The sequence below is a fragment of the Caulobacter sp. 1776 genome (assembly GCF_040545685.1).
In the GTDB taxonomy this organism is placed as follows: domain Bacteria; phylum Pseudomonadota; class Alphaproteobacteria; order Caulobacterales; family Caulobacteraceae; genus Caulobacter.
Genome location: NZ_JBEPMI010000001.1, coordinates 260,945 through 285,421, shown reverse-complemented (window position 1 = coordinate 285,421; position 24,477 = coordinate 260,945). Strand labels below are relative to the sequence as shown.

Annotated in this window: 21 protein-coding genes; 16 read left to right on the top strand and 5 right to left on the bottom strand. The window is 67.8% G+C overall.

Annotation, left to right across the window (positions count from 1 at the left end; translation table 11 throughout):
* Window positions 1-129 precede the first annotated feature (129 nt).
* The 10 genes from ABIC66_RS01175 (at window position 130) to maiA (ending at window position 9,637) form a co-directional block, all read left to right on the top strand.
* Complete coding sequence (locus ABIC66_RS01175; protein WP_354067442.1) at window positions 130-801, top strand: DUF2291 family protein; 672 nt, start codon at window positions 130-132, stop codon at window positions 799-801.
* Complete coding sequence (locus ABIC66_RS01170; protein WP_354067440.1) at window positions 798-2,348, top strand: sugar ABC transporter ATP-binding protein; 1,551 nt, start codon at window positions 798-800, stop codon at window positions 2,346-2,348. Before ABIC66_RS01175 ends, ABIC66_RS01170 begins: the two co-directional genes overlap by 4 nt.
* Before the next feature lie 8 nt (window positions 2,349-2,356).
* Window positions 2,357-3,430 carry an ABC transporter permease gene (locus ABIC66_RS01165; protein WP_354067438.1) on the top strand — a complete coding sequence of 358 codons (1,074 nt, stop codon included), beginning with the start codon at window positions 2,357-2,359 and terminating at the stop codon, window positions 3,428-3,430.
* Window positions 3,431-3,438: 8 nt separating this feature from the next.
* Window positions 3,439-4,320 (top strand): DeoR/GlpR family DNA-binding transcription regulator, encoded by an 882-nt coding sequence (locus ABIC66_RS01160; RefSeq protein WP_354067436.1) that lies wholly within the window; start codon window positions 3,439-3,441, stop codon window positions 4,318-4,320.
* Entirely contained in the window at window positions 4,317-5,279 is a 963-nt protein-coding gene (locus ABIC66_RS01155; protein WP_354067434.1) for a D-ribose ABC transporter substrate-binding protein, read from the top strand. The genes ABIC66_RS01160 and ABIC66_RS01155 overlap by 4 nt, the downstream gene beginning before the upstream one ends.
* A 33-nt stretch (window positions 5,280-5,312) precedes the next feature.
* On the top strand, window positions 5,313-6,296 hold the full coding sequence (locus ABIC66_RS01150) for a sugar phosphate isomerase/epimerase family protein (protein ID WP_354067433.1): 984 nt from the start codon (window positions 5,313-5,315) through the stop codon (window positions 6,294-6,296).
* A 106-nt stretch (window positions 6,297-6,402) separates the two neighbouring features.
* Complete coding sequence (locus ABIC66_RS01145; protein ID WP_354067431.1) at window positions 6,403-7,182, top strand: IclR family transcriptional regulator; 780 nt, start codon at window positions 6,403-6,405, stop codon at window positions 7,180-7,182.
* A gap of 85 nt (window positions 7,183-7,267) precedes the next feature.
* The gene (gtdA, locus tag ABIC66_RS01140; protein ID WP_354067429.1) at window positions 7,268-8,314 is read left to right on the top strand and encodes a gentisate 1,2-dioxygenase; all 1,047 of its coding nucleotides are present in this window, start codon (window positions 7,268-7,270) and stop codon (window positions 8,312-8,314) included.
* Entirely contained in the window at window positions 8,311-9,009 is a 699-nt protein-coding gene (locus ABIC66_RS01135; RefSeq protein WP_354067428.1) for a fumarylacetoacetate hydrolase family protein, read from the top strand. Before gtdA ends, ABIC66_RS01135 begins: the two co-directional genes overlap by 4 nt.
* A complete protein-coding gene (gene maiA, locus ABIC66_RS01130; RefSeq protein ID WP_354067426.1) occupies window positions 9,002-9,637 on the top strand; it encodes a maleylacetoacetate isomerase in 636 nt (211 codons plus the stop codon). The genes ABIC66_RS01135 and maiA overlap by 8 nt, the downstream gene beginning before the upstream one ends.
* 13 nt (window positions 9,638-9,650) lie before the next feature.
* Here the strand turns inward: maiA and ABIC66_RS01125 are convergent, their stop codons facing one another.
* Window positions 9,651-10,961: an MFS transporter gene (locus ABIC66_RS01125; protein ID WP_354067425.1), complete on the bottom strand. Its 1,311-nt coding sequence runs from the start codon at window positions 10,959-10,961 to the stop codon at window positions 9,651-9,653.
* A gap of 508 nt (window positions 10,962-11,469) precedes the next feature.
* Here ABIC66_RS01125 and ABIC66_RS01120 point away from each other — a divergent pair.
* From ABIC66_RS01120 to ABIC66_RS01105, 4 genes are all read left to right on the top strand, one after another.
* Window positions 11,470-12,873: a DUF1593 domain-containing protein gene (locus ABIC66_RS01120; RefSeq protein ID WP_354067424.1), complete on the top strand. Its 1,404-nt coding sequence runs from the start codon at window positions 11,470-11,472 to the stop codon at window positions 12,871-12,873.
* Window positions 12,874-12,938: 65 nt separating this feature from the next.
* Window positions 12,939-15,239 (top strand): TonB-dependent receptor, encoded by a 2,301-nt coding sequence (locus ABIC66_RS01115; RefSeq protein ID WP_354067422.1) that lies wholly within the window; start codon window positions 12,939-12,941, stop codon window positions 15,237-15,239.
* A gap of 108 nt (window positions 15,240-15,347) precedes the next feature.
* Complete coding sequence (locus ABIC66_RS01110) at window positions 15,348-17,831, top strand: glycoside hydrolase family 3 C-terminal domain-containing protein (protein WP_354067421.1); 2,484 nt, start codon at window positions 15,348-15,350, stop codon at window positions 17,829-17,831.
* On the top strand, window positions 17,767-18,144 hold the full coding sequence (locus ABIC66_RS01105) for a TetR/AcrR family transcriptional regulator (protein ID WP_354067419.1): 378 nt from the start codon (window positions 17,767-17,769) through the stop codon (window positions 18,142-18,144). Before ABIC66_RS01110 ends, ABIC66_RS01105 begins: the two co-directional genes overlap by 65 nt.
* A gap of 24 nt (window positions 18,145-18,168) precedes the next feature.
* Here the strand turns inward: ABIC66_RS01105 and ABIC66_RS01100 are convergent, their stop codons facing one another.
* The 4 genes from ABIC66_RS01100 to ABIC66_RS01085 form a co-directional block, all read right to left on the bottom strand.
* Complete coding sequence (locus ABIC66_RS01100; RefSeq protein ID WP_354067418.1) at window positions 18,169-18,777, bottom strand: helix-turn-helix domain-containing protein; 609 nt, start codon at window positions 18,775-18,777, stop codon at window positions 18,169-18,171.
* A gap of 184 nt (window positions 18,778-18,961) precedes the next feature.
* Complete coding sequence (locus ABIC66_RS01095; RefSeq protein ID WP_354067416.1) at window positions 18,962-19,651, bottom strand: alpha/beta hydrolase; 690 nt, start codon at window positions 19,649-19,651, stop codon at window positions 18,962-18,964.
* A gap of 218 nt (window positions 19,652-19,869) precedes the next feature.
* Window positions 19,870-20,790, bottom strand: coding sequence for a helix-turn-helix transcriptional regulator (locus ABIC66_RS01090; protein WP_354067415.1), 921 nt, complete (start codon window positions 20,788-20,790; stop codon window positions 19,870-19,872).
* Window positions 20,791-20,837: 47 nt separating this feature from the next.
* Complete coding sequence (locus tag ABIC66_RS01085; protein WP_354067413.1) at window positions 20,838-21,521, bottom strand: alpha/beta fold hydrolase; 684 nt, start codon at window positions 21,519-21,521, stop codon at window positions 20,838-20,840.
* A 368-nt stretch (window positions 21,522-21,889) separates the two neighbouring features.
* On the opposite strand from ABIC66_RS01085, the gene ABIC66_RS01080 reads away from it, so the two are divergent.
* Together ABIC66_RS01080 and ABIC66_RS01075 are read left to right on the top strand one after the other, a co-directional pair.
* A complete protein-coding gene (locus ABIC66_RS01080) occupies window positions 21,890-23,260 on the top strand; it encodes a DUF418 domain-containing protein (RefSeq protein ID WP_354067412.1) in 1,371 nt (456 codons plus the stop codon).
* A gap of 165 nt (window positions 23,261-23,425) precedes the next feature.
* Window positions 23,426-24,376, top strand: a complete 951-nt coding sequence (locus tag ABIC66_RS01075; protein WP_354067410.1) for a hypothetical protein — start codon at window positions 23,426-23,428, stop codon at window positions 24,374-24,376.
* Window positions 24,377-24,477 lie beyond the last annotated feature (101 nt).

Here is a 24,477-nt window from a genome sequence, read left to right as displayed (position 1 = left end):
GTTCTCGTCAGGCTCTGCGGGGAAAATGCCGAGACCCGTTTGACAGCCTTGAGCTAGGTGGGCATCTTGCCGGCGCAAAAGAAAATAAACGAAGATCAATCGACGATTTTGGTCGAGTAGGGAGGACGAGTGACGAAGTTGGGTTCGCGTCGGCGCGGCGCGCTAGTCGCCGTCCTGCTCGCCAGCGCCGCCACGGTGGCAGGCTGCAAGGTCGTGACGATCGAGCAGGACCAGGCGATCCGGGCCAAGCGCAGCCTCAATTTCAGCGCCGACGCCTATGTCTCGCGCATCTGGACCGCCCAGGCGCTTCCCGAACTCCAGCATCGCGCGGCGCCCGCCAGGGAGCTTTTTCCGGCGATCGACGCCAATCCCGAAGACGCCGGCGCACGCCTGGGCCGACGCGCCAGTGAAGGCGGCGCCTGGACCTATGTGGTGAGCGGCGAGGGCGTGGTCACGGCGATCGATCATGCTTCGCGCCGTGGCACGGTCGAGGTCGCGCTGGGCGACGGCGTCTCCCGCGCCGTGAAGCTGGAGACCGGTCCGGTGATCATCGGAACGGCCCTCCGCGACGCCCTGCCGTTCATCGCCTTCGACGATTTCTCGGACCAGCTGGCCTATGCCGACGTGGGCCGCGCGCTGACGACGACCGCCCTGGCGCGGGTGAAGTCGACCCTGGAGGGCTTGCGTCCGGGCGAGCGGGTCCGGTTCGTCGGCGCGTTCAATCTGTCGTCTCCGGGCCAGCCGGTCTTCGTGACCCCGGTCTCGATCGAGAAGGTCGCATCCGACGGCGTCGCGCTGTGAGCGGCCAAGCCACCCTGCTCAGCGCGCGGAACGTCGCCAAGTCGTATGGCGCGACGATCGCCCTGCGGGGCGTCGATTTCGACGTCCACGGCGGAGCGGTCAATGTCCTGATCGGCGAGAACGGCGCCGGCAAGTCGACCTTGATGCGGCTGCTGGCCGGCGTCGAGCAGCCGGACGACGGCGAGATCCGGCTGGATGGCGCGCCCGTGCGTCTGCGCTCCGTCCGCGACGCGGCGCGGCAGGGGGTGGGCATCGTCTTCCAGGAGCTGAACCTCTGCGCCAACCTGACGGTGGTCGAGAACATCTTTCTCGGTCGCAACCTCGGGAGGGGCGGCATGATCGATCACGCCGCCGAGCGCCGCCGCGCGGACGAGGCCCTGGCCCGGCTGGGCGCCACGTTCGGCGCCGACACCCCGGTCTCGGCGCTCAGCATCGGCCAGCAGCAGATCGTCGAGATCGCTCGGGTGCTGGTCGAGGACGTCCGCGTACTGATCATGGATGAGCCGACCTCCGCCCTCAGCGAGGAGGAGGTCGCCAACCTCTTCACTGTCATTGGCGAGTTGAAGCGTCAGGGTGTCGGCATCGTCTACATCTCGCACCGGCTGGAAGAGCTGATGCGGATCGGCGACCACGTCACGGTGATGCGCGACGGCGCCGTCGTGGCGTCCGTGCCCGTCGCTCAGGCGTCGGTGCCCTGGATCATCGAGACCATGCTGGGCGAGGCCGCCGTCGCGCCGACGGACCGCGCGTCCGCTAGGGTTGGCGAGGTGGTGCTGGCGCTGGAGGACGTGGTCGTCCGTCGCGGCGACGGCGCCCGGCTGGTCGATGGGATCTCGGCCGAGTTTCGGGCCGGCGAGGTCGTGGCGATCTACGGCCTGCTGGGCGCCGGGCGCACCGAACTCCTCGAATACGCCTTTGGCCTGCGTCGCGGCGCCGGGGAAGTCCGATTTAACGGCGAGGCGATCCAGCGGCTCCCGGCCGCCGACCGTGTGGCCCGGCGCTTGTTGATGGTCCCGGAGGATCGCCAGCGCGAAGGCTTGTTTCAGAACCTGTCGGTGGGCGGTAACCTGGGCTTGTCGAGCCTGGCCCGCTTCGCGCGGCGCGGCTTCGTCTCGGACGCGATCGAGGATCGTTCGGTGCGCTCGATAATCGAGCGGCTGGGGGTGAAGACCCAGTCTCCTCGGGCGCCGATCGGCGCGTTGTCGGGCGGCAACCAGCAGAAGGTCGTCATCGGGCGGTGCCTGCTGTGCGACCCCGTCGCCCTGCTTCTGGACGAGCCGGCGCGCGGCATCGACGTCGGCGCGCGGGCCGAGGTGTTCGCCGCCATGCGGGCGCTGGCCGCCGAAGGTTTGGCCGTCGTGTTCACGACCTCAGACATGCTGGAGGCGCTCGGCATCGCCGACCGGATCCTGGTGATGTCCAAAGGACGGCTGACCGCTGACCTGCCGGCGACCGAGGCCGACGAGAGTCTGCTGGTCCGGGCCGCCAACGGCGCTGTCGTTTCCCCATCCGACCGGCGCGCGCGGCGCGTCGCGCTCGCGCAGTGAAGGTGAGCATGACGTCCATCGCTTCCGATCCGGCCCCTATGGCGGCCCAACCCGTGGGCCAGCCGCTGGCGAAGCCGCCGACGCCGGCCTGGGTCGCCGTGCTGTTCAAGGCGCGGGCCCTGATCGCCCTGGCGCTAGTCACCGCCTTCTTTTCGGCCATGGCGCCGAACTTCCTATCGGTGGCCAGCGTCCTGATCACCGCCAAGCACATCGCCACCATCGCGATCCTCGGGATCGGCATGACCTATGTGATCTTGACCGGCGGCATCGACCTTTCGGTCGGCTCGATCGCGGGTCTGGCGGGGATGATCGGCGGGGCCTTGATCCTGAACGGCGTGACGGCGGGGCCGCTGGGCGTGGTCATCTATCCGTCGACCCTGACCGTGATCGCCGTCGTGGTGGCGATCGGCGGGTTGATCGGCCTGCTGAACGGGACCTTGATCACCCGCTTCGGCGTCGCGCCCTTCATCGCCACCCTGGGCGTTCTATACGTCGCGCGCGGCGCGGCCCTGCTGTGCTCGAACGGCGCGACCTTTCCGAACCTGATCGGCGGGGCCGAGTACGGCAACCAGGGCTTTCCGCTGCTGGGCGCGGGCAGGCTGTTTGGCATACCCGTCCCGGTGCTGATCATGATCGTCCTGGCCGTCGCCGCCGCCTGGGTCGCGGCGAACACGCCGTTCGGCCGTCGCGTCTACGCGGTCGGCGGCAGCGAGCGGGCCGCGTTGCTATCGGGCGTCCGCGTGGGCCGGATCAAGGCCCTGGTCTATGTGATCTCGGGCATGTGCGCGGCCCTGGTCGGTCTGATCGTCGCCTCGGACCTGGTCGCGGCCCACCCGGCCTCGGGCGAGACCTTCGAACTGAGCGCGATCGCGGCCGTGGTGCTGGGCGGCGCGTCTCTGAGCGGCGGCCGGGGCACGATCGGTGGGACCATCATCGGGGCCTGCGTGATCGGCGTGCTGGGCGACGGCATGGTGATGATCGGCGTCAGTGAGTTCTGGCAAATGGTGATCAAGGGTACGGTAATCGTCGCGGCCGTTGTACTCGATCAGTTGCAGGGCCGGATCATCGGCGCGCGAGACTGAGAGCGGACATGGCCAAGGGCACCTCCCCCAAGAGCGAAGTGAAGACTGGACGCGGCAAGACGACGGCCGCCGTCAAACCGCCACGCGCCAAGTCCAAGGGACCGGGGCTGGCGGTGGGCGCGAGCGCGTTGCTTGGCGAACCGCGCCGCATGAAGATGCTGGCCTGGTTCCAGGAAGTCGGCAGCGCCCGCGTGCGCGATCTGGCCGAGGCCTTCGCGGTGTCCGAGGTGACGGTCCGCCAGGACCTGGAGCGCCTGGAGGCCGAGGGGCACATCGTCCGCGAGCACGGCGGAGCCTATCTGAAGTCGGCGCCCCAGCAGGTGCGCGCCATGGCGCTGCACCACCTGGTCAACATGGACGCCAAGCGCCGGATCGGCCAGGCGGCGGCGGCCCTGGTCGAGGATCATGAGACGATCGTCCTGGACGCCGGCTCGACGACCACCGAGATCGCCATGAACCTGGGCGATCGCGAAGGCCTGACGGTGGTCACCAACGCGCTCAATATCGCCCTGATCCTGGGCGCCATCCCGACCTATACGGTCCATATGCCGGGCGGCCAGTTCAAGGCGCCGACCCTGTCGCTGTCGGGCGAGCGCTCGGCCGACTATTTCGAAGGGCTGTTCGCCCAGAAGCTGTTCCTGGCGACCGCGGCGGTGTCGTTCGAGGCCGGCCTGACCTTCCCCGCCATCGCCGACATCGCCGTCAAGCGCGCCATGATCAAGTCGGCGTCGAAGATCTACCTGGCGGCGGACTCCACCAAGATCGGCAAGACCTCCTTCTCGTCGTTGGGCGGGATCGAAAACATCCATTGTCTGATCACCGACAGCGGTATTCGCGACGAGGACCACCGTGCGTTCCTCGACGCCGGCATAGAGGTCATCGTCGCATGAAGCTTGGGCGTCCACGTCTCTGGCTCGCCGTTCTGGCGCTGATCGTCGTCGCCGTGGCGGCGGTCGTCCTGCTGGCGCCGCGCGCCGGCCGATCCAGCCTGATCGTGATCATCACGCCCTCGCTCGACAATCCGTTCTTCGGCCAGGAAGCCGTCGGCGCCGAGCAGCGCGCCCAGGCGCTGGGCTATCGCACGCTGAAGTTCTCGCACGACGACGACGCCTTCAAGCAGAGCCAGCTGATCGACACGGCCATCGCCCGAAGCGCCTCGGCCATCATCCTCGACAACGCCGGCGCCGACGCCAGCGTCGCGGCGGTGCTGCGGGCCAAGTCGGCGGGCGTGCCTGTCTTCCTGATCGACCGCGAGATCTCTAGCCGCGGCGCGGCGGCGGTCCAGATCGTCTCCAACAACTACCAGGGCGCGGCCCTCGGCGCGCAGGCCTTCGCCGAGGCGCTGGCCGAAAAGGGCGACTATGCCGAGCTGGTCGGCAAGGAGTCGGACACCAACGCCTCGATCCGCTCGCGCGGCTTCCACGACGTTCTCGACCAGTATCCCGACCTGAAGATGGTCTCGCGCCAGAGCGCCAACTGGGACCAGGCCCAGGCCTTCTCGGTCATGCAGTCGATCCTACAGGCCCATCCGACCCTGAAAGGCGTGATCGCCGGCAACGACACCATGGCCCTGGGCGCGGTGGCCGCGCTGGAGAGCGCCGGGCGGCGCGATGTCGTGGTGGTCGGCTTCGACGGCTCCAACGACGCGCGCGACGCCATCGCGGCGGGCAAGATGCGCGCGACCGTGCTGCAGCCGGCGCTGCGCCAGGCCCAGTACGCCGTCGAACTGGCCGACCGCTACCTGAAGACCGGCAAGACCGGTGAGCGCGAGAAGCTGCTGATGGACTGCTTCCTGGTCGACCGGTCCAACGCCGCGCGTGTGAACAACTTCGCGCTGACCCAGCGCTGAGGCCTCCCGAAGACCCCAACCGAAAGCGTCCCCATGACCGCCAAGCAACGATACGGCGCCGGCATCTGGCACTTCGCCACCTATGTCGACCGCTACGCCACCGACGGGTACGGGCCGCAACGCGATCTGCTGGAGATGATCGACCTGGCCGGCCAGGTCGAGGACCTCTCGGTGGTCGACATCAACTTCCCGTTCGTCGGCAAGGACGTGTCCCTGACTTCGATCGAACAGGCGCTGGACCGCAACGGCCTCAGCGTCATCGGCATCACGCCCGAGATCTATACCCGCCGCTTCGCCAAGGGCGCCTTCACCAACCCCGACCCGGGCGTCCGTCGTCTGACCAACGAGATGTGCAACGAGGCGGCCAAGATGGTCCGCCACTTTGGCGCCGACTACGTCAAGCTGTGGCCCGGCCAGGACGGCTGGGACTATCCGTTCCAGGTCGACCACAAGGCGCTGTGGACGGCGTCGGTCGAGGGCGTGGCCGAGCTGGCCGCCCAGAACCCCGACCTGAAGTTCGTGATCGAGTACAAGCCGCGCGAACCCCGGGTGCACATGAGCTACGACTCGGTCGCCCGGACCCTGCTGGCGATCGAACGCATGGGTGTTCCCAATGTCGGCATCCTGCTGGACTTCGGCCACTCGCTGTACGGCGGCGAGTCGCCCGCCGACGCCGCCCAGCTGGCGATCGACCACGGCCGGCTGTTCGGCATGGACGTCAACGACAACATGCGCGGTTGGGACGACGACCTGATCGCCGGCTCGGTGCATCCGATCGAGCTGTTCGAGTTCTTCTGGACGCTGCGCAAGAACGGTTGGGACGGCGTCTGGCAGCTGGACCAGTTCCCATTCCGCGAGGACTGCGTCGCCGCCGCCAACAGCGCGATCCGGTTCCTCAAGCGCATCGAGAGGGCGCTGGATCGTCTCGACGTCGAAGGCCTGAAGGCGGCCCAGGCGCGCCAGGACGCCGTCACGGCGCTGGACATAGCGCGGGCCGCGCTGTTCGGCGACGCCTAGCGCGAAGCGCGCTGTCTCTAGGCTATGGTTCGAGCTGAACGTGACGTCTACGAGTCGCCCCCGGGCGGCTCGTGGGCTCGCCCGCCAAGCCATGCTGGAGAAGACCATGATCGATGAGGCCGAAGCCGCCGAATCCCCCGCGCGGCGTCGAGGCATCCAGTCGGTCGAGATCGGGCTGGGCATTCTCGAGGCCCTGGCCGGGCTGGGGCAGGCCTCGACGCTGAGCGCCGTGGCCCAGGCCAGCGGCATGGCCGCGCCCCAGGTGCACCGCTATCTCCAGAGCCTGATCATCGCCGGCATGGCCTACCAAGACCCGGCCACCGGCCGCTATGACCTGGGCCCCAAGGCGCTGAAGCTGGGCATGGCCGCCCTGTCGCGGATCGACGCGTTCCGGCTGGTCGACGCGGCCATAGGCGACTTCACCCGGAGGACCGGCCAGACGGTCCAGATCGCCGCCCTCGGGCCGCTGGGACCGACCATCGTCCGCTGGAACATGGGGCGACCCGCTGTGATGACCTCGTTCAACGTCGGCTCGGTGCTGCCGCTGCTGTACTCGGCGACGGGGCAGGCCTTCCTTGCGTTCACGCCGCCGCTCGAGACCGAGCGCCTGCTGGAGCACGAGCTCAAGACGGGGCCGATGTCCCGGGCCGAGGCCGAGGCCTTGCGCCAGGCCGTCCGCGCGCGCGGCCACGCCCATGTCGAGGGCACGATGGTGCCGGGACTGCGCGCTACCGCCTTTCCGATCTTCGACCTGCAGGGGCGGGCGGTGCTCACCGCCACCGCGCTGCTGCCCGATGCGTTCACGGACGGCCGGCACGAGGCGGCGTTGGCGGAGCTGGGCGCGCTGTGCCGAGAGATCAGCTCCCAGCTGGGCTGGTTCGGCTAGGCAGTTATGCATTGCGCAAGTGATTGCGTAGTGTCAAAAAGTATCCAGCGCGCGCCCTTGGGACGTGGGCGGCGAAGGATGCGTGATGACCCAGCCCAACGACCAGCGCAGCCAGCTGGAAGCGCTCTATGCCGAGATGGCGCCGGCCAACCTGACGCCTCTGTGGGAGTCGCTGGCCCAACTGGTGCCCAAGCGCCCCCAGTCGCCCGCGGTGGTTCATCGCTGGTCCTATGACCAGGCGCGCGACTACCTGATCCGCGCTGGCGACCTGATCAGCGCCGAGCAGGCCGAGCGTCGCGTGCTGATCCTGGAGAACCCCGGCCTTCAGGGGCTGTCGTCGATCGTGCCCAGCCTCTATGCCGGCCTTCAGCTCATCCTGCCGGGCGAGATCGCGCCCGCTCACCGTCACACCCAATGCGCGCTGCGCTTCGTCCTCGAGGGGGAGGGGGCTTTTACCGCCCTGGATGGCGAAAAGGCGATCATGGGGCCGTTCGACCTGGTGCTGACGCCGGGCTGGCAATGGCACGACCATGGCAATCCCAGCGACCGGCCGATGATCTGGCTGGATGGCCTGGACATTCCCACCGTCCGTCACTTCGACGCCGGTTTCGCGGAGTCCTTTCCCGAGAAGACACATCCCGAAACCGCGCCGCCGGGCGACACCTTGGCCCGCTACGGCCGCAACCTGCGCCCCGTGCGCGGTTCCGCGGCCGACCGGCGCCCCGCGCACCAGCCGTTGTTCCACTATCCCTACGCCGACTGGCGACCGGCGCTGGACGCCATGGCCGGAGCGGCGACCATCGATCCGCATCTCGGCCACGCGCTGGAGTTCTTGAACCCGGCCGACGGCGGACCCGTCATGCCGACCATCGCCGCCCAGGTGCGCCTGCTGCCTGCGGGGTTCGAAACCCGAGCCCGCCGCTCGACCGACGGCACGGTGTTCGTCGTGGTCGAGGGCAAGGGCCGGGCGGTCGTCGAAGGCCGCGAAATCGCGCTGGAGCCGCGTGACGTTCTCGTCGTGCCGTCCTGGCAAGAGCTGCGCCTGGGCGCGGCCGACGATCTTGTGCTGTTCAGCTATTCGGACAGGGCGGCGCAGGAGAAACTCAATCTCTACAGGGAGGAATGCGCGTGACCTTGGTGTTCGAGCCTCAGGCGTCGGTCGTGGCCGCGACCAGCGAAGGCCGGGGCTTTCCGGTCCGGCGGGTCTTCTGCATCGGCCGCAACTACGCCGCTCACGCCCGCGAGATGGGCCGCGACCCGGACCGCGAAGCGCCGTTCTTCTTCACCAAGTGGGCCGAGACGGTGGTCCCCACCGGCGCCGTGGTTCCCTATCCGTCGCAGACCGGCGACTTCCACTATGAGGCCGAACTGGTCGTGGCGATCGGCAAGGGCGGTCGCGATATCGCCTCGAGCGCGGCGCTGAGCCACGTCTATGGCTATGCCACGGGCCTGGACATGACCCGTCGGGATCTGCAGCTGGAGGCCCGCGAAAAGGGGCGCCCCTGGGACACCGGGAAGAACGTCGAGCAATCCTCGCCGCTGGGCTTGATCCACACCGTCGACGCGGTCGGCCATCCGGCGACCGGTCGCATCGCGCTGAGCGTCAACGGCGAGGTCCGGCAGGACGCCGACCTGGCCGAGCTGATCTGGCCGGTCGCCGACGTGATTGCCTACGTCTCGCGCTTCTACCGGCTGGAGCCGGGCGACCTGATCTATACCGGCACCCCGGCCGGGGTCGGCGCGGTGGTCGAGGACGACGAGATCGTCGTCTCGGTCGCGGGCCTGTCCGACTGCGTGATCAAGGTCGGGCCGCCGCTCGGTGACTGATCCGGTGACGCTGCACGGCTATTTCCGCTCGACGGCGTCCTACCGCGTTCGCATCGCGCTGAACCTGAAGGGAGTCGGCTATGCGGACGCCTTTCACCACCTGCGCAAGGGCGAGCAACGGGCGCCCGAGTTCCTGGCGGTCAATCCGCAGGGACTGGTGCCCGCGCTGGAGATCGACGGGGCCGTGCTGACCCAGAGCTTGGCGATCTGCGAATATCTGGACGAGCGGTATCCGGAGCCGCCGCTGCTGCCGGCCGATCCGCTGGGGCGAGCCAAGGTGCGCGCCTTGGCCCAGGTCATCGCCTGCGACATCCATCCGGTGCAGAACCTGCGGATCCTGGCCCGCCTGCGCGCCCTGGGCGTCGCTGAACCCCTGGTCACCGACTGGGCGGCCAAGGTGATCGACGAGGGGCTGGAGGCCTGCGCGCGCCTGGTTTCCGACGACGGACCCTATTGTTTCGGTAGGCAGGTGACGCTGGCCGATCTTTGCCTGGTCCCGCAACTGGTCAACGCCCGGCGCTTCGGCGTCGCGTTGCGCTGGCCGCGCCTGCTGGCGATCGAGGTGGCCTGCCTGGCGCTGGACGCCTTCGCCCGCGCTGTGCCCGAGCAGCAGCCCGACGCCGAGTAGAGCGCCCCGGCGTCTAGGCCCGGCGCAGCGCGAACACCGCCGCGGCGGCGACCAGCGCCGGGGCGATGGCGGTCAGCAGCAGCGCTTGCGGTGACCAGCCCATGGCCAGCAACGCCCCGCCGATCGTGGGGCCCAGGATCGAGCCGATCCGCCCCACGCCCAGCGCCCAGCCGATGCCCGTGGACCGCACCGCCGTCGGATAGGCGTTGGCGGTCACCGCGTTCAGGCCGATCTGCGCGCCCGACACCCCGAACCCGCAGGCCGTCGCCGCGGCCAGCAGCAGGGCGGTGTTGGCGCCGGCCAGGGCGATGGCGGCGATGAAGACCGCCGCGGCGAAATAGGCCGCGCTCAGGATCAGATAGGGATCGCGGCGGTCGATCAGCCGACCCAGCACGACGCCGCCGATCACACCGCCCAGGTTCAGCAGGGCCGTAGACAGGATCGCGGTCTTCAAGGGCAGGCCCAGGCTCTTGAGCAGCGACGGCAGCCAGTTGACCAGGAAGTACATGACCAAGAGATTCATGAAGAAGGCCGTCCAGACTAGGAGAGTGCGGCCGGCCCGACCGTCGGCGAACAGAGCGACCACCGGAAAGCGCCGGACCTGGCCGCCATCGCCGCTTTCGGCCCGCACCGAGGCGACGAAGGCCTCGACCGTAAGATCCGGAGCGGCCCGGCGCAGGATGGCGGCGACGAGCGCCTCTTTCCCGGAGCGCAGCGCCAAGAAGCGGGCGGACTCCGGCAAGAGCCCGGCCAGCACCGGCAGTAGCGCCAGCGGCATGGCGCCGCCCAGCAGGAACACCCACGACCAGCCGTGGTCGGCGATCAGGGGCGCGGTGACCAGGCCGCCGATGGTCGAGCCCAGCGGAAAGCCGCAGAACATCACCGTCACCAGCGTCGCCTTGTAGCGGGCGGGGGCGTACTCGTTGGTCAGGGCAATGATGTTGGGCATGGCCCCACCCAGGCCGATCCCGGTCAGGAGGCGCAGGGCCAGCAGCTCATCGATCGTCCGCGCGCGGGCGGTCAGCAGGGCGAAGATCCCGAAGATGGCCACGGACAGCAGGATGATGATCTTCCGTCCGTATCGGTCGGCGGCCGAACTGAGCACGAAGGCGCCGATGGTCAGGCCCAGCAGGCCCGCGCCGAAGATCGGACCGAAGGCGGAGGGGGCCAGGCCCCAGTCCTCGGCGATGCGCGGCGCGACGTAGGCGATCGACTGGGTGTCGAAGCCGTCCAGCATCGCCACCAGTCCGCACAGGACCGTGATGCCGACCTGGAACGCGCCGAACCGCGTATGATCGATCCCCGTCTCGGGCGCCGACTGCATGCCTGCCATCATCTTTCCTTCACGCGTGGAAAACGGTCCCGTCATCGGCCCCCGAGGCCGCGGTCCGCCGCGCCGCGCCGCGCGGGGTAGGCGCGCGGCGGCCAAGGTTGATTGGATTATTTGCCATCGTCAAACTCATTTCGCATGATAAAATTGTATGGGCTGAATTCGGCGTGACCCGAGCCAGGTGCGACGTATGGAGCGACCTACCGAAAATCTTCGAATTATGACCGGTCTCGCACGCTTGTGGATCAGCGATTGTTGAGGCCTTTATTCCCAATAATACACTGATTTTTCATAATAAAAATTACAACCTTGTCCGATTGTCCGGCCTGGCTCGTTGAGGTTGATTGACATGGATCCGAAGGTGGAGCTAGGTTTTCTGACGAAATCGAAGATATTCGAAAGAAAATGCAGAAGACTCAACGTCGACGGCAGGCGCGCTGAATAGCCCAAGGTTGGGCTGACGGCGTCCGCGTCCGCGCAGGGCTTTGCGAGGGGAGGGTCGATGAAGCCTCAAGCCCGACTGTGGTTCGCCGCGCTTGCGGGGCTCGGCGCCCTGTCCGCCGGGACGGTCAGCCAGGCGCTGCCCGCGGCCAAGAAGCCTCGCGTGATCGTCCTGTCGGACATCGGCAACGAGCCCGACGATTCCGAGTCCCTGGTCCGCCTGCTGCTCTATGCGAACGACCTGGATCTCGAGGGTCTGGTCGCCACCACCTCGACCTGGCAGCGCGGACGGGTCCAACCCCAGCTGATGCGCGAGCGGATCGCGGCCTATGGCCAGGTCCTGCCGAACCTGCGCCGCCACGCCGACGGCTATCCCGACGCCGCCACGCTCGATGCGCTGGTCCGCTCCGGTAGCGCCGCCTACGGCATGCGGGGTGTCGGGGAGGGCAAGGACACCGAAGGGTCTCGCCTGATCATCGCGGCGGTCGATCGACCCGATCCCAGGCCGGTCCATGTGTCGGTGTGGGGTGGGGCGCTGGATCTGGCCCAGGCGCTGTGGACCGTCCGCGCGACGCGCACGCCCGAGCAGCTCAAGGCGTTCGTCGCCAAGCTGCGGGTCTATTCGATCTCGGACCAGGACGACGCCGGCCCCTGGGTGCGCCAGACCTTCCCCGACGTCGTTTGGATCGCCAGCGTCCATGGCTGGGGCCAATACGGCCTGGCCGCCTGGACCGGCATTTCGGGTGACGTGCGCCGGCCCACCAAGTGGCCGGCCGCCGAGATGGTCACCAACACCTGGCTGGAAGCCAACGTCCGCCGGGGTCCGCTGGGCGCGCTGTATCCGCCGCACCAGTTCATCATGGAAGGCGACACCCCGGCCTTCCTGTGGCTGATCCCCAACGGCCTCAACGCGCCCGAGCATCCCGAATACGGCGGCTGGGGCGGTCGCTACGTCCCGACCTACGAGGGCGCGGCGCAGTACGGCGACGCCCAGGACACCGTGCAGGGCGCGGACGGGGCCAGCTGGACCAGCAACCAGGCGACGATCTTCCGCTGGCGCGAAGCGTTCCAGAACGATTTCGCGGCGCGGATCGGCTGGACGCTGACCCCCGAGCGCTCGAAGGCCAATCATCCGCCGGCCCTGGTCCTGAACGGCGCCCCTGGCGACGGCGCGGTGGTCCTGCAGGCCAAGGCGGGCGAGACCGTGAAGCTGAGCGCGGCGGGCTCGCGCGATCCCGACGGCGACGCCCTGACCTATCGCTGGTGGCAGTATGCCGAGCCGAGTGGCCGGCCGGGCCTGTCGCCGCCCAAGCTGGATCTCGCCGACGCCGACCAGGCCGAGGCGCGCTTCGTGGTTCCGACCGTCGTCGAGCCCACGACCTACCACGTCATTCTCGAAGTCCGCGACAGCGGCGCGCCAGCGATCACGCGCTACCGGCGGGCCTTGGTCAACGTCCGTCCCTAGACCCTGGCGGGCCCTCGGCGCGACCGTCGCCAACACCAAAAAAAGACAACACTAGGAGAGGTATCATGAAGCGCAGAACGGTCTTGTGTTCGGTCGCTGGCCTGCAAGCGCTGATCGTCGGTCTCGCCGCCAGCGGCGCGCACGCCCAGCAGGCGCCCGCGCCGGAAGCGGCCGCGGCCACCGAAATCGGCGAGATCGTCGTCACGGCCCAGAAACGCACGGAAAACCTGCGCGACACGCCGGTGTCGGTGGCGGTCGTCGGGCCCAAGCAGCTGGAGGCCGCCGGCGTCGCGACGCTGGACGACCTGGGCAAGGCCGTGCCGTCGCTGGTCGCCGCGCCCGCGACCTCGACGCTGCGTCCGTTCTACACCCTGCGCGGGGTCAGCACGAACGTGATCACCGTGGGCTCGCCCAGCGGCGTGGCCGTCATGCTGGACGGCGTGACTCTGGCCCCGGAGTCGCTGGCCGCCCGCCAGCTGACCGACATCGCCAGCGCCGAGGTGCTGCGTGGGCCGCAATCGACCCTGGGCGGCCGCACCGCCTCGATCGGGGTGATCAACATCGTCACCCGCAAGCCGACCGACGTGTTCGAAGGGAGGGCGTCGCTCAGCGCCACCACCGACGACGAGTTGCGCGCCCAGGCCTTCGTGGCCGGGCCGATCAACGACCATGTCGGCTTCTCGCTGTCGGGCTTCCGCAACCGTTCGGAGTTCGTCACCCGCAACTTGGCGACCGGCGACAATGACGTGTCGAAAGCCTCCGGCGTCCGCGGCAAGCTGCTGTTCAAGCCGGCGGAAGGCCTGGATGTCACCCTGTCGGCCAACTATGTCGACGCGCGCGACAGCGGCCAGTTCCAGGCCTTCGTCCAGATCGACCCGGCGGCCCGCTTCCGCGGCTCCTTCGCGCAAAGCGAGGCCCTGGTCGGCGTGACGCCCAGCCGGAAGAACACCGACTACAACACCATCAGCACGCCGGGCCAGCACACCAAGGACCAGCTGTACAGCGCGGTGGTCAACTACGAGGTCGGCGACTTCACCTTCAGCTCGATCACCGCCAAGTCGCATGAAGACCGCGACCTGCGCTACGACGTCTATGGCCAGAAGATCGACTGGGCCTCGCGCCTGTCGGGCGGGACCTATTCCTGGAACAACATCCAGCGCTCGCAGCTCGAGATCGACGGCTTCAGCCAGGAATTCCGCGTCGCGTCCCGCGACCTGGGCTTCGGCCGCGTGCTGGCCGGCCTGTACTATGATCACAGCAAGACCGGCTTCCAGTTCGACCGGCCCGCCTTCGGCACGCCGATCCCGTTCGGTGCCTATCGCGAGGCGAACAACAAGAGCTACGCCGCCTATGTGCGCGCCGACTTCGACCTGACCGACAGCACAACCCTGATCACCGGGCTGCGCTATAACCGCGACAAGATCGGCTACGTCTACAATCTTCAGTACAATACGACACCGGCCAGCAATACGACCCCGTTCATCCGCAAGGGCTCGGACAGCTTCAACACCCTGGTCGGCGACGTCACCCTGAAGCAGGAGATCGGCGCGCGGGCCAATGTCTACGCGACCTATTCGCGGGGCTATAAGCCCAAGGTCTACAACCTCGACGCCACGGTCACGCCGACCAACACGTTCAATCCCGTGAACAAGGAAAAGGTCGACAACTTCGAGGGCGGCCTGAAGGGCGACTACTTCGATCGCCGTGTCAGCCTCAACCTGGCGGCGTTCTACACCACCTACAAGAACTTCCAGGTCCAGGCGGCCGACCCGACCACGGCGGTGCCGACCTTCCAGCTGACCAACGCCGGCAAGGCCAGCACGCGGGGCGTCGAACTGGACGCGACGATCCGGCCGACCGCCGGCCTGACGCTGAACACCTCGATCGCCTATGTGAACGCCAAGTACGACCGCTTCGTGGGCGCGACCTGCTATTCGGGCCAGACCGCCGCCGCGGGCTGCACGACGCAAGGCGGGACCAGCTTCCAGGACCTGTCGGGCGTGCGGCTTTCGAACTCACCGCGCCTGAAGCTGAACGCCGCCGCCGAGCAGCGCTTCGACCTGTCGGGTGACCTGCAGCTGACCCTGGGCGGCGTGGTCAACTACCAGAGTAAGATCAACTTCGACCCGAACAAGAATCCGCTGGCCACCCAGGACGGCTACGCGATCGTCAACCTGTCGGCCTCGATCGGGCGCGCCGATCAACGCTGGTCGGTCACCGCCTTCGTCAACAACGTCACCGACAAGCTCTACCTGGCGAACATCTCGGACGTCGGCGGGCGCTGGGGCAACAAGGCCGCGCTCAGCGGCTGGTACGGCCGCGACGCCCAACGCTACGCGGGCCTGCGTCTCGACGCCCGGTTCTGATCGCCAGGACTATCGCGTTCCTACCTCTCGCCCGGGTCGTTTCGGCCTGGGCGACATTTTTCGTCTGGCGGATCGCGTCCTGTCCGCCGAGGCTGGAGATTGATCCGCATGGCTTCTCGTTCTCGTTTCCTGACTAAGGCCAGCAGCCTGGCGCTCATCGCCTGGACCCTCGCGACGGCGTCGGCGGCCCAGGCCGACAGCGCCAAGGTCGACGGGGCCAAGGTCGACGCCCTGATCGGGCGGATGACCCTGGACGAGAAGATCAGCTTCCTGCACGGCCATGACGATCCGCAGCATCTGGCCGGGGGCGGCTACATCCCCGGCGTGCCGAGGCTGAACATCCCGCCGCTCCGCCTGGCCGACGGCCCGGCCGGCGTGCGGACGTCGCGGACCGCCACCGCCTTTCCCGCGCCGGTCGCCCTGACCGCCACCTTCTCGCCGGACCTGGCCAAGGCCTGGGGCGCGGCTGTCGCCAGCGAGGCCCTGGCCCGCGACCAGCAGGTGCTGCTGGCGCCCATGACCAACAATGTCCGCGTTCCCACGGCGGGCCGTAACTTCGAGACCTTCGGCGAGGATCCGCTCTTGGCGGCGCGACTGGTCGGGGCCAGCGTGAAAGGACTGCAGGACGGCGGCGTGATCGCCACGGTCAAGCACTTCGCGGCCAACAACCAGGAAACCGACCGCAAGACCATCGACGTCCAGGTCGACGAGCGGACGCTGCGCGAGATCGAGTTCCCGCCATTCCAGGCGGCGGTCGAGGCCGGGGTCGGCGCGGTGATGTGCGCCTACAACAAGGTGGGCGGCGTGGCGGCCTGCGAGAACCCGTTCCTGCTGGACAAGGTTCTGCGCCAAGAGTGGGGCTTCGATGGCTTCGTGATGTCCGACTGGGGCGCCACCCATAGCGCCGCGCCGGCGCTGAAGGCGGGTCTCGACATGGAGATGCCGCGTGGCAAGTTCCTGGGTGAGGCGCTGAAAGCGGCGGCGACCAAGGGTGAAGTCAAGGAGGCCGACATCGATCGCTCGGTGCGGCGCATCCTGATCCAGATGGACAAGATCGGCCTGCTGGCCGACGCTACCGCGCGGCCGGCCGAGGACGAGGTCCAGCGCAAGGCTCACGCGGATCTGGCCCTGGATATCGCCCTGGAGGGCGCGGTCCTGCTGAAGAACGACGGGATCCTGCCGCTGGCGCCGGCGGTCCTGAAACAGGCCGTCGTCGTCGGTCCGACCGCCAAGCGCGCGCTGTTCGGCGGCGGCGGCAGCGCCGAGGTCAAGCCGACCGCCCTGGACAACCCTTATGACGCGCTGAGCGCCGACGCTGGCGCCGCCCTGGTCTTCGCCGAAGGCCTGCGCCTGGAGGGAGAGTCCATCCCCGCGGCGGTCCTGAGCTCCGATATCGGTTCGTTCACCGGCGCCATGACCATCGAGAAGAGCCAATCGAGCGCCTGGGAGGGCTGGATCACCGCACCCGAAACCGGCGACTACGAGCTGATGCTGCAGTTCACCCCGGTCGGCGGCCTGGCCCTGGCCGAGGCCGACCGCGGCATGGCCGATGTCGAACTGGACGGAAAGCGCATCATCGAAGGGGGGCGACTGTTCGGCGGCTCGCGACTGATCAAGACCTCGGACGGCCTGCTGAACCAGGGTCAAATAGTACGCCTGGAGGCGGGCGTCCGTCATCGCCTGAAACTGACCGTAAAGGCCTCGGCCGTCGAGCCGTTGCGCCTGCGTCTGGCCTGGACCACGCCGGTCCTGCGCCGGCGCTTGCTGGCCGAGGCCGCCGCGGCCGCCAAGGCCGCGCCCGCTGCCATCGTTTTCGCGCATGTCGAGGGCACCGAGGGCGAGGACAACCGCACGCTCGCCTTGCCCTACCGCCAGGACGAACTGATTGAAGCGGTGGCCGCCGCCAATCCCAACACCGTTGTTGTGCTCAATACCGGCGCCCCGGTGCTGATGCCCTGGATCGATCGCGTGAAGGCGGTCCTGCAGATGTGGTACCCGGGGCAGAGAGGCGGGCAGGCGACGGCCGACCTGCTGGCCGGCAGGGCCAATCCGTCCGGCCGCCTGCCGGTGACCTTCCCGGCGACCGATAACCAGACAGCTGTGGCCCAGCCCGAGCGCTCCCCCGGCGTTGACGGCCGCCAGACCTATTCCGAGGGCGTCCGGGTTGGCTATCGCTGGTATGACGCCGAGGGCGTCAAGCCCCTGTTCCCTTTCGGACATGGCCTGTCTTACACCCGCTTCGACTACAGCGGCCTGAAGGTGACGCCCGCCGCTGACGGCCTGGATGTGGTCTTCACGCTGCGCAACGCCGGACCTTGGGACGGCGCCGAGGTGGCCCAGGTTTATGTCGATGGCCCGACGACGCCTCCGGAGGGGCTGGTTTTCGCACCGCGCATCCTGGCGGGCTTCGAGCGCGTGACCCTGCGGGCCGGAGAGAGCCGCGAGATCCGCGTCAAAGTCGCCCGGCGTGAGCTGTCCTACTGGTCACCGCGCGCCAAGGCATGGCGGTTGCCGCCAGGATCGCGCCATGTGCGGGTCGGTGGCTCGTCGCGCGACCTGCCGCTGGTGCTGGAGGTCAAGTCCGCCCCCTAAGGAGAGCGACGCCACCCGACAGCGCGTCACGGCCATGGCTCGTGAAGTGTTCCGGGAGTTTGGCTTCGAGAAGTCCGCCATGGCGAAGATCGCAGCTCGACTCGGTGGCTCGAAGGCCACCCTCTACGCTACGGCGAATGAGCAGACCGTAAGGCGTGCGCCTGGCGCCGCGAGAACAGTGCTGAACGTCGCCTTCCTGGAGGCGCGCCAACGGCGGCTTGTGGCGCACTGCGCCCTCTATCGCGATCCGGCCAATTGGCGGCGCTTCGCGAACGATGGCGTGTTGGCTTGCCCTCGCCACGGCCGATACTGACGTCGCCCGGCGCATGGCTCGCCGCTAAATCTCGATCGCATGGAGCGTGGCTGGCTCAACCTGCCGGTCCCGCCGCCAGCGATTGGGTGGGGCGCCGACGCGCCGGTGGAAGACGCGTGACATGTGGGCTTGGTCCGCGAACCCGCAGGTCAGCGCGATACCGCAGAGCGGCTCGTCGCTCGTGAGCATCACTTCTTGGGCTCTCTCGACCCGCCGGTCGACGATGAACTGCTGAGGCGATCTGCCGAACGTGGCCTTGAAAGCGCGGGCGAAGTGGGAGGCACTGACCCGAGCCAGCTGCGCCAGCTCGGCGATGCGGATGGTCGCGTGCAGGTGTTCGTCGATATAGGTCAAGGCCCGCTTGGCTTGCCAGGGCGCCAGCGTGGTGGGACCGCCGGCGGTCTTGGTCGAAGTCGTCCGCGACGGCGCCAGCAGGCCCATCGCGACGATGAGCGAATTGCGCACGGTCTCCCGGTCTTTATCCAGGGCGTCGAACGCCTTGGTCACGAGGCGATCGAGCGCCTCCAGCGTCGCGTCCGAAACCGGGGGACGTTCGACTTCGAAGGGGCTGGAGGCCAGGAGGCCGAGGATCGCGGGCGGCGGCGGAGCCGCCACGAGGACTGCGGTCGTCATGGTCATGCTCCTTGGCCGGTCGCCGCGTCGCGGACGGGCTCAAAGGTGGGCGTGGTTGGGTGGGGCATGTTCAATCTCTCTTGGATTGCATGGCAAGATGAGTGGAACCGGTCGCTGGCGCGGCGCACCAGCGGGGAACTGCGATGACGCTGTGTTCGAGACGCGAGGGCGGACGCCCTTGACCTCATTCGCCGAACGACGCCGCGGCGTTGGCGATGAAGTCCGCCACGGCTTGGGGCTGGGACAGCATCGGCACGTGACTGGACTGGAGCACCAAGATCTCAGCGCCCATGCGTTCGGCCGAGTCCTGCTGGGTGGCCGGCGGGACCGTGTGATCGAGCGTCGTGACCACGTACCAGGCCGGTTTGTCTCGCCAGGCGCTGTGCGTGACAAGATCCTGGGTCGTTCGGGCGCCGAAAGGACCTTGGGTGGCGTAGATGATATCGGCTTCTTTGGTCGAAAGATCCTGGGCGAGGTACTTGCGCACCCCGTCGCGCGACAGCGCGACGCGGTCGTCTTTGTAAGGCCTCAGTTCCTCGGTGACGGCGGCCGTCGCGTAACCGCTCCACCAGTCATCGACCGATTGGCCGCTGTCTGGCGCGGCGGCGGCGACGTAGACGAGGCCTTTGACCTGGGCATGGTTTCCGGCCTGGGTGATAACGGCCCCCCCGTACGATTGTCCCACGAGAAGAACGGGTCTGGACTGCATCTCGATCGCCCTTTGAACAATCGCGGTATCTTCGCTGAGCGAGTTCAACGTCAATCGAACAGCGACGGCTTCCAGGCCGCGCTCGGCCAGTAGAGGTATGACTTTCCGCCAAGCACTGCTGTCGAGAAAGTATCCGTGAACGAGTACGATGACATTTAGCGACACGATGACCTCCTCTGTTCAACATCATCCGGCGTTGAAAATACTATGCCAATAAAAATTCCCTTAGGCATTGATGCTTTTTGTCGAAACTGGAAGATTATTGCTTTTGTTCAGTTGAAGCCCGCGAAACCGCGCGAAAATCGGCAGCAGAGGCTGTAAGTGAGAAGTGAAGGTGGAAGAATATTGCTTCTCTAGTGATAAGTTGCGAAGCGTGAAGCTGGTCAGTCGATGACGCGCCGCCGTGCGTGTGCCCGGGCATAGGTCGCGGGCGTGCATCCGACGATGAACCGAAAGCGCCGTGTCAGATGGCTTTGATCGGAAAAGCCCAATCTGTCGGCGATCTCCGCCAACGACAGGTCCGCCGCTTCGATCAGCGCCTTGGCCTGACCGATCTTGCAGAGCTCGACATAGCGGACCGGCGTCGTGCCCGTTTCGGACTTGAAGACGCGGATGAAGTGGAAACGGCTGAGGCCCGCGCGTTTGGCGAGGGCGGACAGATCGGGAAAATTGTGCGTCGTTCGTCCCAGCTGTTCGATGACCCGTCGGATCGCCTCGCGGTCGCTGACCTCGCCGGTGTGGTCCGAGACCGGGTAGACCCCATACTGCGTGACGAAGTGGGCCGTTAGAGCCTCTGCCAAGTGGTGCAGGAGCGGCATGCGCCACTGCGCATCCGGTTTGCGCATCTCCTCGAGGATCGCCCCGCCGATGTACAGGCCAAACAGATCGTTGGCGTTGAGGATGGAGCCGGTCTGGTCGTCCTCCTCACGCAGGAACGGGTTGAGCGCGGACCCGTCGCGAAGCTGGTGCGGATCGATGCCAATCCGAAGGAGGGGTGGAATCGCGCCGGCCAGTCGCGCGGGACTCCCGTTCGGCGCCACGATCAAGTCTCCCGCGCGGCAGGAGATCTCGCGAGACGTCCCTCGGGTCTCGCAGGTAAATTGCCTTGAAGATCCAAGAGCGACCATGACCGCATGGTGGTCGCAGGCCGGAACCGTCAATTCGACGCCGTGACTTCCATTCCGGATGTCGAAGTGCAGGCCCCGAGACGTCGCCGACATGCCCGCGGTGGAGATGGTCCAGCCAGCGAGGCTTGCTCGCACCTGAGCGATGCCGGCAAGCTCGGTCTGGCCATGCGTCTTCATCTCCAATCTCGGTCCGCGTATGGCGCTTTTGGCGAGCGCACCTCCAGCTAGAGCGCTGCCGCCGCGGCGGCGATGACGTCGGCGACGGCGCGGGGGTGGGAGAGCATCGGCATATGCGAACTCTCCAGCACGAGCGTTTCGGCGTTCATGCGGGCTGCGGAATCGCGCTGAAGCTGGGCTGGGATCGTGTGGTCTTGCGCCGCAACGATGTACCAGCACGGCTTGGCGGCCCACGCCGGCCGGCAAATCGGGTCGCTATAACATCGGACCGCCAGTGGGCCTTGCATGGCGTAGACGGCGTCGGCTTCATCCTGAGAAAGATCCTGCGCGAGGTGCTTGCGCGCGCCCTCGCGGGTGAGGGCGACGTAGCCGTCACCGTAGGGCTTGATCTCGGCCGCGCCGGGCTCGGGGTCGTAGTCCTTCCGCCAGCCGTCGAAGGACTGGCCGGCCTCCGGCGCGCCGGCCGCGACATAGACCAGGCCGTTCACGCGCGGATGGCTGCCCGCCTCGGTGATGACCACGCCGCCCCACGCATGTCCGACCAGGACCACCGGCGTTTCGTGTTGCTCAACAATCCGGCGGACCGCCGCGACGTCGTCGGCAAGCGACGTCAGAGGGCTTTGCACCGCGATCACGTCCAGGTCGCGAGCGGTCAGCAGCGGGATGACCTTCGCCCAACAGTACCCGTCGGCGAACGCGCCATGCACAAGTACAACCCTGTCGATCGCCACGCCGTCAGTCCCTCAACCTCTACTGGCTCTGAACTTAAAGGGCGTCGCCTTCGGGTGCGGAGCGGCGATCAGTATTGGTCAGAGCGTCGGAGGCGCGCAGTTAAACGGCGTGAATTGTCGGGGAGGCGCGGACCCGTGGATGAAGTCCGCGACGCCTGAGCCTGATCGTCTTCCCGACGGCTGGCCTTCGGGATCGCCGTCACGTCGCGATGCTGCCGGCCATTTCACGACAATTTACCACCGTTGCCGGGGCGTCCGCGTTAGCCAGCGCCGCTTATCCGCCCGCCGCCTTCACCGATCTCGTCGGACCCTGGGGCCTGGGGCGGTCAACGCGCCACGACGTTCGTCGCGCGAACCGGAGTAATAAGGTGCGCCACCCATCACGTGAAACCACGACCGACCTCAACGGGCGCGGGTCGGTCCTCGCCGCCGCCGACGGACCGGTCGCGCCGACCCAGCGCATCGCCGCGCTCGACGTCCTGCGCGGCTTTGCCCTGCTCGGCATCCTGGTCCTGAACATCGAGACCTTCAGCGGCCCCGCCGCCCTGCACGATGTGCCGCTCGGCCTGGCAAAGCCGGCCTTCGTCGGCTGGCACGCAACGCTGGACCTGGTGATCTTCGCGATCAAATGGCTGTTCTTCGAAGGCAAGATGCGCACGCTGTTCTCAACCCTCTACGGCGCGGGCATTGTCCTGATCACCAGCCGTATCGAGGCGCGGGGGCCCAGCGCCAAAGCCGCCGACATCTTCTGTCGCCGCAATCTCTGGCTCCTGCTCTTTGGCCTTATCCACGGGACGCTGATCTGGCAGGGCGACATCCTCTCCCAATACGCCGTCATCGCGCTGCTGTTCATGTTCCCCTTTCGCAACGTCCCGGCGCGACGCCTCATCGTCCTCGGTCTGGCGATCGGGGTCCTGGGCGGCACCTTGGGCGTTGCCCAGGCCATGGACGTCAAGCAGGTCCTGAGCGCTGAGCGCCTGCGCACCGAAGGCGCGGTCGCCTTGGCCCAGGGGCGGGCGCCGACGCCGGTGCAACAATCGGCGATCGACGACGCGAACAAGGCCAAGGCCGCCGAACCCGCCGAGATCCAGCGCAGCATCGCTCAGGGACGCCGTCCGTATCTGGAGAGTATCTCGTCGCGGACCGCCGGTTATTTCGGCTTCGTCGACATGCTGTTCCACACGGGTTGGATCCTTGAGGTCATCGGCAGCATGTTGCTGGGCATGGGGCTCTTCAAGTCCGGCTTCCTGACCGGCGCCCTGTCTAAAGCGACCTATCTGACGACGGCGTTGGTCGGTTATGGGATCGCCGCGCCGCTCGTCCTGACCGGGGTGGCCATGGTCGCCGCCAGCGGCTTCACCGTCGCGGCCGTCACCCGCTGGATCTATCAGCCCTACGCCGTAGAGATCTTCGCTGGCGCGATCGCCAACGCGTCGATCGTCTTGCTCGTCGTCAAGAGCGGCTGGCTCAGAGGCGTGCAGGCGGCCCTGGCCAATGTCGGACGCACCGCGTTCAGCAACTACATCCTGACAAGTCTGCTGTGTCAGTGCCTGTTCGCCTGGGGCCCTTGGAAACTCTATGGGGCGCTCGACTACTATCAGCAGATCTACGCCGTCCTGGGCGTATGGGCGGTGAACCTCGTCCTCAGCGCCCTGTGGCTACGCGCCTTCACCTACGGCCCGCTGGAATGGGTGTGGCGATCGCTCGTCTACTGGCGCCGACAGCCGATGCGCCGCTGATTCCTTCGGCCTGACCCTGGGCCGCTGATCGCGGGCCAGGGTCAAGCCGTCGGACGGTCATCACCAGGCCTCATCGCGCCGCGCGCCGGCGCCTTCACCGCAACCTCTCGACCATCATGCGGCGCCCTCTCCAGCAGGCGGCGGCGCTTTAGAAGGAGTCGCCCCATGGCGCTATCGATTCTCATGGGTCTGGCCTTGGCCTTGCGCGCGCCCTCCACCGCGCCCCCCATGCCGTGCGCGCCCGTCGCGTTCACCGCCGACGCCGCGCCTGGAGCGCCGGGCTTTCGGCTGAGCAACCATCCGGGCGCGGTCGGCGACCTGCCCTATGTCGAGGCGCGATCGCGCGCCAGCGGCGCCGTCGTGCGCGTCTACTACGATAAAGGACTTGAGGCGGCCGCCCGCTCCGGAGCCGCTTGCCTTGGGCCTATGCTCGACAGGCTGCGCGAGGTCGTCCCGGAGGACCGCCAGGGCCTGCACTGGTCGGCTCTGGTGCTGAGCGCCCACGAGGATTACCGACCGCCGCGCGACAATCCTGAGGCCCGTTGGTCGACGCCCATGCGCAACGGCGGCTGGGACGCGCCGACCCTTGATTTTCTGCTGCGGGTTCTGCCGCACGAGGAGACGCATTTCAGCCAGCACAGACCGGGCGCGCCGCCGCTCGCGCGCTGGTTCGAGGAGGGCCACGCCGAATGGGCCGGGCTCCACGTAACCGAACAGTTCAGGCCAGAGCTCGCCAAGGCGAGGCGGGCCCATCTGGCCGACGCCCGCGCCTCGGAAGGGCCCGTGAAGCTGGGAAAGTGGGGTGGGATGGCGATCAAGCCCGAAGCGCTCGACCGCCAGCTCTCGCCGCAGGACCACGCGCGCCGCGCCGCCGATCCGAGTTTCGTCCCCAAGGGACCGTTCCGCTTCGGACCGGATGATTTCTATAAGGACGAGGTGGCGAGTGAAGCGCGCTATGGCGCGGCGCTGGCGATCTTCGAGGGTCTTGAGCAGCGCCATGGCCGTGTGGCGGTCCAGGCCTGGATCCTGGCGGTGCTGGCCGCTGCGCCGGGCGTCTCGGCCGCCGATCTCTGCAAGACCATGCTCGGAGAGGACATCAGCGGCCTGCTCAACTAGGCGCGAGACGTCGAATGGGTTTGGCGGCTGGGCGGCGCCATCCCGCCTACGCTTGCGTGCGGTATCAAGGAGGGCTCGAGCGTCCTGTTCGCTTCTTCGTC